13 protein-coding genes are annotated in these 12,351 nt (G+C 44.0%); 6 read left to right on the top strand and 7 right to left on the bottom strand.

The genetic code is table 11. The features are described 5' to 3' along the window. The first annotated feature begins 89 nt into the window (after window positions 1–89). The gene (gene ihfA, locus LNL84_RS07540) at window positions 90–383 is read left to right on the top strand and encodes an integration host factor subunit alpha (RefSeq protein WP_244356464.1); all 294 of its coding nucleotides are present in this window, start codon (window positions 90–92) and stop codon (window positions 381–383) included. 52 nt (window positions 384–435) lie between these two features. Here the strand turns inward: ihfA and LNL84_RS07535 are convergent, their stop codons facing one another. After that, entirely contained in the window at window positions 436–1,212 is a 777-nt protein-coding gene (locus LNL84_RS07535) for a RelA/SpoT domain-containing protein (RefSeq protein ID WP_244356462.1), read from the bottom strand. A 263-nt stretch (window positions 1,213–1,475) separates the two neighbouring features. Between LNL84_RS07535 and LNL84_RS07530 the strand changes: the two genes are divergently transcribed. Beyond that, the gene (locus LNL84_RS07530; RefSeq protein ID WP_244356460.1) at window positions 1,476–2,129 is read left to right on the top strand and encodes a thiopurine S-methyltransferase; all 654 of its coding nucleotides are present in this window, start codon (window positions 1,476–1,478) and stop codon (window positions 2,127–2,129) included. Window positions 2,130–2,205: 76 nt separating this feature from the next. On the opposite strand, the gene purT is transcribed toward LNL84_RS07530, so the two are convergent. From purT to sbcB, 5 genes are all read right to left on the bottom strand, one after another. Beyond that, window positions 2,206–3,381, bottom strand: coding sequence for a formate-dependent phosphoribosylglycinamide formyltransferase (purT, locus tag LNL84_RS07525; protein ID WP_244356458.1), 1,176 nt, complete (start codon window positions 3,379–3,381; stop codon window positions 2,206–2,208). A 154-nt stretch (window positions 3,382–3,535) separates the two neighbouring features. Next, window positions 3,536–4,423 (bottom strand): cytidine deaminase, encoded by an 888-nt coding sequence (cdd, locus tag LNL84_RS07520; RefSeq protein ID WP_244356455.1) that lies wholly within the window; start codon window positions 4,421–4,423, stop codon window positions 3,536–3,538. 259 nt (window positions 4,424–4,682) lie between these two features. Then, the gene (locus LNL84_RS07515) at window positions 4,683–5,360 is read right to left on the bottom strand and encodes a CidB/LrgB family autolysis modulator (RefSeq protein WP_244356453.1); all 678 of its coding nucleotides are present in this window, start codon (window positions 5,358–5,360) and stop codon (window positions 4,683–4,685) included. Next, the gene (locus LNL84_RS07510; RefSeq protein ID WP_244356451.1) at window positions 5,360–5,725 is read right to left on the bottom strand and encodes a CidA/LrgA family protein; all 366 of its coding nucleotides are present in this window, start codon (window positions 5,723–5,725) and stop codon (window positions 5,360–5,362) included. The genes LNL84_RS07515 and LNL84_RS07510 overlap by 1 nt, the downstream gene beginning before the upstream one ends. A 102-nt stretch (window positions 5,726–5,827) precedes the next feature. Next, the gene (gene sbcB / locus LNL84_RS07505) at window positions 5,828–7,249 is read right to left on the bottom strand and encodes an exodeoxyribonuclease I (protein WP_244356449.1); all 1,422 of its coding nucleotides are present in this window, start codon (window positions 7,247–7,249) and stop codon (window positions 5,828–5,830) included. A gap of 239 nt (window positions 7,250–7,488) precedes the next feature. Between sbcB and LNL84_RS07500 the strand changes: the two genes are divergently transcribed. Genes LNL84_RS07500 through LNL84_RS07490 form a run of 3 tightly spaced genes read left to right on the top strand, consistent with a single transcriptional unit; the run spans window position 7,489 to window position 9,520 of the window. Beyond that, complete coding sequence (locus LNL84_RS07500; protein ID WP_244356447.1) at window positions 7,489–8,121, top strand: YdcF family protein; 633 nt, start codon at window positions 7,489–7,491, stop codon at window positions 8,119–8,121. Window positions 8,122–8,156: 35 nt separating this feature from the next. After that, window positions 8,157–8,648, top strand: a complete 492-nt coding sequence (locus tag LNL84_RS07495; RefSeq protein ID WP_244356445.1) for a GNAT family N-acetyltransferase — start codon at window positions 8,157–8,159, stop codon at window positions 8,646–8,648. Window positions 8,649–8,671: 23 nt separating this feature from the next. After that, window positions 8,672–9,520, top strand: coding sequence for an alpha/beta hydrolase (locus LNL84_RS07490; RefSeq protein ID WP_244356443.1), 849 nt, complete (start codon window positions 8,672–8,674; stop codon window positions 9,518–9,520). Between the two features lie 50 nt (window positions 9,521–9,570). On the opposite strand, the gene LNL84_RS07485 is transcribed toward LNL84_RS07490, so the two are convergent. Further along, complete coding sequence (locus LNL84_RS07485; RefSeq protein WP_244356442.1) at window positions 9,571–11,208, bottom strand: mechanosensitive ion channel family protein; 1,638 nt, start codon at window positions 11,206–11,208, stop codon at window positions 9,571–9,573. Between the two features lie 348 nt (window positions 11,209–11,556). Between LNL84_RS07485 and LNL84_RS07480 the strand changes: the two genes are divergently transcribed. Further along, window positions 11,557–12,348 (top strand): PhzF family phenazine biosynthesis protein, encoded by a 792-nt coding sequence (locus LNL84_RS07480; protein WP_244356440.1) that lies wholly within the window; start codon window positions 11,557–11,559, stop codon window positions 12,346–12,348. Window positions 12,349–12,351: the final 3 nt, after the last annotated feature.

The following is a 12,351-nucleotide window of genomic DNA, read 5'->3' as shown; positions in this document are numbered from 1 at the left end:
TTGGGCCGTTATGTTGTTGATTGGTCGAACGAAATGTTTGGCGCTACCAACAAGGTAGCAAGGTTAGAAACAGCTTTAAGGGGAGTTTTATGGCGCTCACAAAAGCCGAATTGGCTGAAAACCTGTTTGAAAAGTTAGGTTACAGTAAACGGGATGCCAAGGATACGGTGGAAGTGTTTTTTGAAGAAATCAGAAAAGCACTGGAAAGTGGCGAACAGGTAAAACTGTCAGGTTTTGGGAATTTTGACTTACGTGATAAAAACGAACGACCAGGTCGAAATCCAAAGACTGGAGAAGATATTCCAATTTCTGCTCGACGCGTAGTCACGTTCCGTCCCGGCCAAAAGCTAAAGGCAAGAGTCGAAAATATACAAGTCGACTAAGCTAAACAAAAAGACCACCTTAGGGTGGTCTTTGTTGTTATAGCGTCGCATTTTAAGCAGCTCGTATTTTGGTCGTAATGTAAGGCTGCCATGCATTTTGGTACAATTCGAAAGACTGTCGACGCAAGCTCGTAATTTGCGCAGTTTCAAATTCACTTAATGCTCGATTCTCTGCCAAGGCTTTTCGTTCAATATTTTGAATGATTTCATAAAGCTCGTGTTCTGGGCCACTCTTTACATCGGCAATTGCTTTTAAGTGCAATTGCACTTCAGCAATCACACCTGTCTTAGGCAGTTTAACCAACACATTAAGATCTCGATATCCTGATGGGCCAGGTGTTTTAAATCGGTTTTTGACTTTTACGATGGTTGCTTCTCTGTTTAGGGTCTCATAAGCGCCGACTAACGCGCTTACGTCGTCTGCTACCAGTGTTGCTCTTGCAATATCAGTGATTTTATTGCTCTCTCCATTTAATTCAGTGAGAACCTTCTCGTAGGCACGCTCACGTGACTTTATACCCGAAAACAGCGCTTCGGTTCCAGTAAGTAGAGCTGTACTTTTGCACATCGTTTCCAACTCGTGCTGTGCTTGATGAGATTTGCTATAGAGGATGTCGAAGTCGCTGTATGGCTGAACCAGGTTAAGATTCATTGAATCAATGCCATACAAGCCACTTAGGCTATGTTTGAAAACGGTTGGACAAATTTCGTTTTGCTTTTGATTTTCATTGGCTGAAGATGAAGTCGATTGATTAAGCGGTGCTGCAAATGCAGGTGCGCGGCTGAGCAACAATAGCATAAGTGCCGTTGTTCTAAAAAACAGGCTCATTCTCTCTCCTTTACAGGCGTTACAAAAACGGGGTGCATAAAAGACTGTAACGTTTAGGAGTACTCTCTAAGTACTATATGGGTATGTTTTTCTGTATCCCAATAGCATTTTCAATACGTTTTTTTATTTGTGAGCTTTGTCATACCTTGCGCATCGATAGGTGGGGTGTAAGTGTCTTTACCATCGCGAGTGCGTTGTGACTTTTGCTATTGATGGTGTAGTATCTGTGAGCATTAGTATTGATCACAAGAGATGAACCAAACATGAACGATTTTGAACTGTGGCATAACAAGTGGGCCGCAAATCAAATTGGTTTTCATTTAGAAGACGTCAATCCATTATTAATTAAGTATTGGAGCAAACTTTCACCTACGCGCGAACAATGCGTATTTGTCCCTTTGTGTGGCAAAAGCGAAGACCTTGTTTGGCTAGCTCAAAGGCATGATAAGGTTTTTGGCGTAGAACTTAGTCAAATAGCCGTACGTTCCTTCTTCTCTGAACATTTCTATACACCAACAGTCACGTCCCTTCCTGGGCAATATGAACTCTATCAATTTGATGAATTGGATATCTATGTCGGAGACTACTTTCGAGTACCCATAGAGCCTGTTGAGTTTATTTATGATAGAGCGTCATTAATTGCAATGCCTGCGGACCTTCGCGCGAGTTATGTAGATAAACTTAAGAGTTCTCTGAAAGAAGGGGGCAAAATTCTCTTGATAACATTGGATTATGTACAAGATGAGATGGCGGGTCCTCCTTTTAGCGTTCCTGAGGGTGAAGTAACCAAACACTTTGGGGCGGAGTTTACGGTTACAAGATTAGAGCGAGACGAAGCTGGTTCGGAACATCCAAGAATCAAAAAGGGATTAAGTCGTTTTGCAGAAGAGGTATGGTTGATAGAGCATAATGCTTAATCGAGATCACCATTGCGCGGTATAGATAGAAGTAAGTCACTGGCACGTAATAAGTTTACGTGCCAGTGATGAGACCTTAGTAAATCACTTTCACTTTTTTGGCTGAATCGATAGCATCTTCAATAGATTGTTCAACTGTTTTTCTACGCGTCAAAGCAACAGCTAATCGGCGTCGGCCATCAATATCAGGTTTACCAAACAACCTTAATTGAGTTTGTGGTGCGGCGAGAGCATCTTGTAAACCTTCAAAACGAATGTCGCTTGATGTGCCCTGACCCAACACAACGGCTGATGCAGCAGGACCGTATTGGGTGATGTTGTGAACAGGCATTCCTGTAAACGCACGAACGTGAAGTGCAAACTCAGACATTTCCTGAGAAATCAATGTCACCATACCTGTATCATGTGGGCGTGGGGAAACTTCATTGAAGATTACTTTGTCGCCTTTTACAAACAACTCGACACCAAATAAGCCAAAACCACCCAAAGCATTTACCACCTGCTCTGCAGTATATTCTGCTGCTTTTAGCGCAGTAGAACTCATTGCCTGAGGCTGCCAGGATTCACGGTAGTCTCCATCTTCCTGGCGGTGGCCAATTGGGGCACAAAAATGCACACCATCGACAGCGCGCACTGTTAGCAGGGTGATCTCGTAGTCAAAGTCGATAAACCCTTCAACGATCACGCGACCAGCACCAGTACGTCCGCCTTCTTGCGCATATTGCCATGCGCTCTCCACGTCGTCGATTGTCTTAATAACGCTTTGCCCTTTACCTGAAGAGCTCATTACCGGTTTTACCACACATGGCACGCCGACTTGCTCAACCGCCGCTGCGAAATCATCGTAGTTGTCGGCAAATTGGTAAGGTGATGTATTAAGGCCGAGCTCCTCTGCAGCAAGGCGACGAATTCCTTCGCGGTTCATGGTCAGCTTTGTCGCTTTAGCCGTTGGTACGACATTAAGACCTTGCTTTTCAAGCTCAACCAGTTTGTCGGTTGCAATGGCTTCGATTTCAGGAACAACGTAGCTAGGCTGTTCTTTTTCGATGATCGCTTCCAGAGCTTCACCGTCAAGCATATCAAGTACATAGCTGCGGTGAGCAACTTGCATGGCCGGAGCATCAGCGTAGCGATCACAAGCGATAACTTCTAGGCCAAGTCGTTGACATTCGATAGCGACTTCTTTTCCAAGCTCACCAGAGCCAAGAAGCAATACACGAGTAGCATTTTCGCGAGTAGCAGTACCAAACATAGGAGATCCTTACACAATAATGAGGAGAATTGCCGCAGATCATACTGGAATTACCAAATAAAGCAAACGTTTGCGCGAAGAAGATTTACAGACTAAATTGAAGGAAGAAAAAGCTCCTAGCCACTGGTATAACATGGCTAGGAGAGTGTTGGTTTTATAGGCAAGTATATTCGAGCGGTATATCTGGATTGATTGCTTCAAGCGTTGATTGAGTATCTGCCAGATGACTTATCTTTCCAGCGCTTACTTCAGCGAGCGCGGCAGACTTAATATGCTCTAATTTCTGACCATCAAGCAGGAGCAGTACAAAGGCAACTTGCAGTGGTGGTAAACTTGGATTGAATGCTGCATTTTCTGCGTACGAACCGCAGTAGACTCGGCCATCACTCATCTCGATAGCCACACCGCTAAGATTACTGGTGTATGGCGCGTGGCTTTTGTTTAATGCTGCAACAGCGCTAATTAGCAACGGACTGGCTTCATCGGTTGTTTTTTGATGAGAGACAGGGCTCATCAATGCTGCTGTAACACCGATATCTGCTGGGCCAAAGGATTCAGGTAAGTACTCTTGTAGTGATTTAGGTTCACGTTCAGGCAGTTGTACAATCAATTCTTGTGCTGTCGTCAACTCATTCATAAATTGACGGCAGTGACCGCAAGGGCTGAAGTTGATAGTGATATCAGAAATCCCGGTCTCACCTTTCATCCAGGCATGGCTGATAGCTGATTGTTCTGCGTGAACCGTTTGGCCTAACTGTGCGCCAATGATTTCCATATTTGCGCCAAAATAGAGTTTTCCAGATAATCCACGAACCAACGCACCAACATAAAACTCGGAGATTGGCGCATAGGAGTATGCAGCAGCAAGTGGAAGTAATGCTACGCGCAGTTGATCGTCGCTCAGTTCCGAAATCTTAAGAAGCTCAGAGAATTGCTCGGCACTGAGTGTTGCATCAAAATTGGATGCAGTCACGATAGGAGCTAAATAGTTTACGACGTCAGCAGGCATTTCTTTAAATGCGGCGTCAAAACGGCTTGTCATGGAATATCCTCAATCAGGTATTGGATCTACTTAATCTATAGTAAGAGGTATCTCTGAATAATATAGTGATCACGATCCCTTTTTGGTGTGTAACGAGCGCGTATGTTGCACAATTAGAGTGAAGTCACACAACGCAAGCGTAGAGGTATTTCAGAAATTGCTGAATGATGGCCATTTCATAACTATTAATAGGTATGAAGTGGCTAGACAACGTTAGCTATAGTAACGGATCTGGTGAATTCGCTGAGCGGCGTTAAGGTTATTGGGATAACCAAAGGGCAAAAGTGAAGAAGGTCGGAGCGAGGATCGATGTAATGACGCCGCATACAACCAGAGCTAGAGAGCTATAAGCCGCATCCTTTGGATCTTTTTCTGCACAAGTAGCGGTACCAAGAGCATGAGAGACGGTACCCATAGTCAAGCCCTTAGCTATCGGATGAGTGACACCCAATAAACTGTATATGGGGTAGGCGAGTATCGCGCCAAATAACCCAACTAATAGTACTAAGATCGCTGCAATTGCAGGCTCACCACCAAGGTGGCTTGATACCTCCATTGCGATAGGTGTGGTGACTGACTTGCCAAGTAAACTAGCAATCAGATCCATATCCGCTCCAAGCATTACCGCAATGGTGGTGGCAGTAAACATTGACCCGATTGAACCAACGCCACAGGCGAGCATGATGATTCGCCAATTAACACGAATTTGAGGGAGTTGTTCGTATAGCGGGTAAGCTAAAGCGACAACAGCAGGCTGCAGTAAGTAGCTTATCCACTCATTGTCAGCGTAATAGCTATCAAATGGAACTTTCAAAACACTGAGGATCGGTATGATAATAACAATGCTCAGTAGTAGGGGATTGCAAAGTGGGTGTTTGACTTTTTGACTAACAAAGCGTGAGAAAAAGAAGACGACAATCGTAACCAGTAACCACATTATTTGCCGCTCCCTTTCAAGAAGCGATCAAGAAATACCGCTAAACATACCATGACGATAAATGTCCCGCCGATAGCACTCGCCAAAATGGGTAGCGCGTTATCAAGCAAAGTATCGAAATGATTCATTAAGCCAACACTAACGGGCACAAACAATAGGATCATATAACGGATGAAGGTGTGAGCTCCAGGTTGTACCCATTTGACCGGGACAATATTACTGGCTAGAGCTGCAAACAGAATTAACATGCCGAAGATGCTTCCAGGAATCGAAACGCCCAGCAAAGATTGGATTGTATTGCCGAGATACAGGCATCCAAAAATCAGTGCGAATGAGATGGCGTAATGAAGCAGTTTTTTTAGCATGTGGTCCTTCTTTATAGCGTACTGATATGGTGGCAATACAAAAATGGCACTAACGACATTAGTCTGTGGCGAGTGCCTTTTGCTGATTCTTATGTTTACCGCTTATGAGACAAGTCGTTCAACATAACGATAGATAGATTTTAAAATAGACAGCTTTCTTTCATCACCTTCATGTTCGTGAACTAAGTTTTCTAAATTGAGCATGTAGTCCTCAATGCGTTCCTCAAAGTACTCGCGACAATGAAGAGCCCATTTGGTTTGCTCATTCTCATCCAATGTCCACGGGAAGTTACGAGCTCTATAACGAAATAGCAAAGGCAGTATTCTTTGATCGCTTAACTCGATATCTAGTGTCCCTAACGTCAAAGGATCAGCTGAGCGAATGATATCCATGGCCGCACGATCCGTTGGTGAGAAAAAGCTGTCATAAAGCTGCGTGTCAACGTTATCGCTTTTTTCATACTCCCGCTCAATGCTAAACACCCCAATGAGTTTTTCACGAAGTTCAGGGTGGCTCTTAATTAATGCCAAATGCTCAAGACATTGTTCGCGATTAATGCCAATCGCCTCAGCATTTTCAGCCGTCAAGGTTTTTGCAGGCGCAAGAATTGGACACTTGTTGATGTGAACCAGTTTGATCGGCGCGGCAAGTTCGCCTTCTTCAAGTTCGCTGTGTTTGGTGTACATGCGTTGATGTAAAGCCTCAACGTCCAGGTCTATTAAGGCTTGGGGATCTTTGGCTAAATCGACCACAATGACAGCGTTTTGATTGGTAGGGTGCCATGCAACTGGAACTACCCAGCTGGTGTACTGACATTCTTTGCCAAACATACCAGAGACGTGCATTAAAGGCGTCATGTTGACGATATCAACCAGCTCGTTGAGTTTACGCTTGTTGCGCATAGAGTAAAAATAGTCGAATAGCTTAGGCTGCGCTGCTTTTACTTTTTTGGCGAGTTCAATCGTTGCGATGACATCGGCCATTGCGTCGTGAGCGTTAGCGTGTTCAATACCATTAGCGACCGACAAGTGCTCTAGTTTAAAGGATGGGAACCCTTCGTCGTTTTCAGGCCAGTTAATACCTTCTGGTCTGAGCGCATGGCAAGCGCGCATGACATCAAGAAGGTCCCAGCGAGAGTTGCCATTTTGCCAGCTCCAGGCATACGGATCGATGAAGTTTCGGTAACAGGTGTAGCGCGTCACTTCATCGTCAAAGCGAATGTTATTGTAACCGAGGCTTGTGGTATTCGGAGTGGCCAGTTCTGCATGAATGCGCGAAATGAACTCAGGCTCACTTAAACCTTGTTCGATAGCGGTTTGAGGCAGAATACCAGTAATAAGCGCTGCTTCTGGAGAAGGCAGGTAATCAGCAGGTGGTTGACAGTATATAACCAGAGGTTCGCCGATGATGTTGAAATCCATGTCAGTGCGAACACCTGCAAACTGACAAGGTCTGTCTTTTGCAGGGCTTACTCCCCAAGTTTCGTAGTCGAAAAAGAAGTAGGTGGGTTGATGTTGGGACATGGAAAACAATTCCTTAAATTCATCGTAAGCGTGAGCATTTTTTATATTTACCATTAGAACACTCGTTGGCATATGACGCAATAAAGAGCCAAGCTATCGTTCTATAAGTGTCGAAAACTTATGCAGTAATCGGTAACAGGTACTGGCATATGAACTTGAAACACACTCTTGATGGATTGAGTAGACAATGCCGAAAGGTTTAGGTAGCGTGAACAAAGGGTTATTGAAGAGGAAGTGTGATGGCTAAACATCTCTATCAGCATATTGATACGCTGTGGAATTACATGAGTATGAACCATGTGCTATCACCGGCCGATTGTATTTTTGTACTGTGTAGCAATGACGTTCGAGTCGCTGAATATGCGGCAGAGCTTTATCATCAGAACCAGGCCCCTTACATTGTTTTTTCTGGAGGCGTTGGCCGTTTTACTCAGGGTGTGTTCGACCGCACTGAAGCGGAGACATTCGCAGCAATAGCGCGAGACAGTGGTGTTCCGCAAGACGCAATTATCATTGAAAACCAAGCCTCAAATACTGGCGAAAATGTCATATTCACCTATCAGGCATTGAGTCAACGTTCGTTGCTACCGAAGCGCCTAATTCTGGTGCAAAAGCCTTTTATGGAAAAACGCAGCTTCGCGACTTTTGTAAAACAATGGCCGGCGGAATTTGAAGAGATCCTTGTGACCTCCAGGTGGTGTAACTGGATAGACTACTGCAATGATGAACTTCCACTCACCAAGGTTCTTGCCGCATTAATTGAAGATTTCGAGCGCATTAAACAATATCCTGATAAAGGTTTTCAGATCGAAATGCCTATACCAGAAGAAGTCGAGTTAGCCTACCAGGCCGTAAGTCGTCATGGATTTTAAACTGCTGGCGATGTGATTTAACCTAAGGAAGTACAATGATATCTATTGTCCCATTGCAACAAGTCTTGCTTGATGAAGTAATGAAACTTTCCGTTGCTGATGATCAAATTCCCTATGTGGGACACATTGAGGAACTTATTCGCGCTAGCTTTACTAAGCCAGATGAGACCCAGTGGGTTATCTGTCGAAATAACTTTCCGGTTGGCTTTTATATATTGGATGCTGCTTACGCTCGCAATTACTCCTTCTGCCCAGAGGGGAGCATAGGTTTACGTTCATTTTTTGTTGATGTGAACCATCAAGGGAAGGGAATAGCGAAAAAGGCTCTCGAACACATCCTTAAAAATTACGTACAGAGCAGCCTTCATCATTCACGAACAGCCGAGTTATACCTAACCGTTAATTGTCGAAATACGCTGGCTTATGAGATTTATATCGCGGTCGGTTTTGTTGATACAAAAGAGCTTTATTTAGGGGGAGCGGCTGGGCCGCAACACATTATGAGAGCCAGAGGAAGTGTAGTGTAACTGGCGAAATAGAGGTTTGTACTATGCAAAGTGAAGAACATTTCATTGTTGGTAGCGATGGAAATCAGTTGTATACAAAAATCTGGCTTCCTACAACAAAGCAAATAAAGGCGATCATCGTATTAGTACACGGATTGGGCGAGCATTGTGGGCGATACCAGAATTTGCTTGAAGTATTATTACCAATGGGCTTTGCGGTTTACGCTATCGATCATCATGGTCATGGCCAGTCAGCTGGCCTAAGAGTTTACACAAATCGATTCGGGCGGTTTGTAGATGATGTTGATATGGTTGTTGAACGAGCGAAGAAACAACACCCGGAGTGTCCAATTTATATGATTGGCCATAGTATGGGAGGGCTCATTGCTAGTCAGTATTTGTTGCGATTTCAGAGCAAGCTGGCAGGGGCTGTGTTGTCTGCACCCGCTATCAAACCACCGACACAAATATCGCCGTTGCTGATCAAGTTGGGCAAGTATATTGCGGCAATTGCGCCTAAATTACGGGCCGTGCCACTTGATATTTCGGGCCTAAGCCGAGATCCCAAAGTGATTGAGCTGTATATGGCAGATCCGTTGGTCCATTCTGGGAACGTTACTGCCGGATTAAGTCGGCAAATTCAGCTAGCTATGGAAGAGGTGGAGCGCAGCGCGCATACAATTCAATGCCCATTGTTAGTTTTGCAAGGTTCACAAGATAGGTTGGTTAACCCTCTGGGTGCAAAAGCGTTAGTAAGCCTTTCTAGTTCTACTGATAAAACCTTACTTGAATACCAGGGCTTATACCATGAACTGTTTAATGAGCCAGAAAAAGAGCAGGTGCTTAGTGACGTTTCAAGTTGGTTAGAAAACCAGCTTGAAACTTCACCTTAAACTTGCAGCTTTATTTTGCAGTTAAATCATGCCCAAGTTGAATCAGTTGTTTAAGTATTCTCGGACTGCTGATTATCAACCTGGTGCTGATACAAATGCACGTCTCTTTGAGGGAATGGAATCGTGATCCCTTCACTGTCTAGGCGCTTTTTAACGGTTTCAGTAACGTCCCAATAAACATCCCAGTAGTCATCCGTTTTCACCCAAGGTCTAACGACAAAGTCGACCGATGATTCATTAAGAACGTGAAGTTTAATCATTGGCTCTGGAGACTTTAATACCAGTGGATGCGCTTCGAGGATTTCGGCAAACACCGCTTTTGCCTTATCAATATCGTCTTGATATCCGATGCCAAATACCATATCAACGCGGCGCACGGTTTCTGCGGTGATGTTTTTAATCACATCGCCCCATATCTTATTGTTAGGGATCACCAAAATCTGGTTATCAATGGTTTTTACTGTGGTTGAAACCAGGCTCATGTGACTTACTTTGCCCGTAATGGAAGCCACTTCGACCATATCATCGACATCAAAAGGACGATAAATGAGAATCATAAGGCCAGATGCGAAGTTAGACAGGGTATCTTGCAAGGCAAAACCAATGATGACACCAGCCACTCCGAAACCAGTCAGTAATGGAGCTAGCTCTATGCCTAGTTGCGATAGTGCGATGAGAATACCAATAAACATCACGGCTTTTGAGCCAATTGAAACAAAGAAATCCTGCATCAAGTGGCTAAAATTCATCTTAGAATGGGACACGCTTTTTTTAATGGCTTTTGCTGCCACTTTTGAAAGAGATTTGGCAATCCACAGAATTAAACAAAACACCAACACTTTAACGATAATTGAAGGGGTATTATCAAACGCCCAGTCTTTGAACCCACTAGCCCATTCTTCTAGTAGCCCCAAGGCAATATTGAAGTCGAGCACGTCGCTATTGATGTCGCCCGTAACTGAGAATATAAGCTGACGATATTCTGTGGTATCAAGTTTGTAGGTTTCCATCAGTGAGGTTGTCGATTCAAGACTGGCGACCATCAATGCCACGAGCTCAGTATATTTTACCGAAGCTTGTACAAGTTCAGTTTTGTTTTCCTCCAGTGCGTAGCCAAGGCGTTTTTTAACATCTTTCTGCTTGGTTTCTAAGTAAAGGATACCGTTATATAGAAACTCGGCACGCTCTTGAAGTTCCTCTTTTAATAGCGCTTCTTCAGCAGACAGCTGCAGACCAATCTTTGAACCCCATTCGATTGTGTCAACGATCTCCGAATAATAGGTGCCCATTGTTTCTATTCGTTTTTGAGCCTCAAACTCTAAATTGGTTCGCTCTGAGCCTTTTGCTTTACGGGTTAGCTTAGTGATTCTTATAAGTTCGAGCTTGCTGTGCTCGAGTAGGTTGTCTAAGAACAAAATTTGTTGTTTGACTAACTTCTCGAACTCTTTGTTGTCGGCATCTTTGTCGACCAAAGAGGCTATCTTGACTCTAAGAGCGACATTTTTTCGTTGTAAGACATCTTCTAGAAAAAGCCTCTCAGAAGGGTCTGCTTCGGCGATGGCCGTTAGTTCAACGTCAAGTTCACTTTGGGTTGCTGCCAATGACTGTATTGACTCGGCGTTTACGTAGCCACTCAAGCCAAACAAGATAAGGAAGGTAAAAAAGATGTGCCTGATAGTATTGATCATATAGACGCCCCTGCCGCGAGGAAAATAATAGAGAAGGTAATTAAATGATCGACGAAAGAAATCGTCGTTTCTAAGAGCTTTCTTTAATTAAATCTAGATGATAATTGAGACAGTGGCGGAGTTTATTACCTGATTGACAGCACAATTGTTACATTGATAACCTGTATCAAGGTTTTGATCCAAGAGAGGCCTATGATTCAGCTGTTTTGAATTTAGGCGTAAATGGTTGGCTGTTATGTCAAGATTTCCTCGCTGGATTGAATCCGGCGCTTTTGGTTTATCGTATCTACAGAAAACGCTTTGCTTACACATCACGTGGAAGTCACTATCAGTAATAAAGGGAATGTAATGAAACAATGGATTGTGGATGCCTTTACCGACCAACCTTTCAAAGGTAACAGTGCCGCCGTCATACTCGTAGAGGAATTTCCAGCAGAAACGTGGATGCAGAATGTTGCGATAGAAAATAATTTGTCTGAAACGGCCTACGTTAAGAAGATAAAGCCTCAACACTATGCTATTCGGTGGTTTTCACCGATGACAGAAGTCGATTTCTGTGGCCATGCGACGCTAGCGTCGGCGCATATTCTATTTAATGAATTTGGTGTGAAGGGAAAACTTACCTTCTCCACGCTTCATGTTGGAGAGTTGGAAATCGAAAAGCTTGAAAATGGTCGAATTCAAATGAGCTTTCCGGCCAGACCTCCCGTTATGCTTAGCACTGTACCAGATCAAATGTATCAAGGGCTAAGTATTAAACCTCGCCAGGTCTTGCGTAGTCCGCAAGCGTATTTTGCTATTTATGATAATGTTCAGCAGGTTAAAGAGCTGGGTACTGATAATGAATTGCTCAAACAACTGGCACCTTACGATGTGGTTGCGACCGCAAAGAGTGATAAGTGGGAGTGTGACTTTGTCTCTCGCTATTTCTGGCCCGCGAATGGTGGCGATGAAGATCCGGTGACAGGGTCAATTCACGCAGGGCTGACCCCTTATTGGGCGGAACAGTTGGATAAGAGTGAGCTGATAGCGAATCAGATTTCAACGCGAGGTGGAACACTCTATTGCCAAATGGCTGATGAACGAGTATTGGTCTCGGGAGATGCTGTCATATTTTCTGAATGCGATATAAGGATTTAGCTT

Origin of the sequence: Vibrio gelatinilyticus (assembly GCF_022836845.1) — a bacterium.
Lineage (GTDB): Bacteria > Pseudomonadota > Gammaproteobacteria > Enterobacterales > Vibrionaceae > Vibrio > Vibrio gelatinilyticus.
The sequence above is the reverse complement of the archived record's forward strand: the minus strand, read 5'-3'. Positions and strand labels throughout refer to the sequence as shown.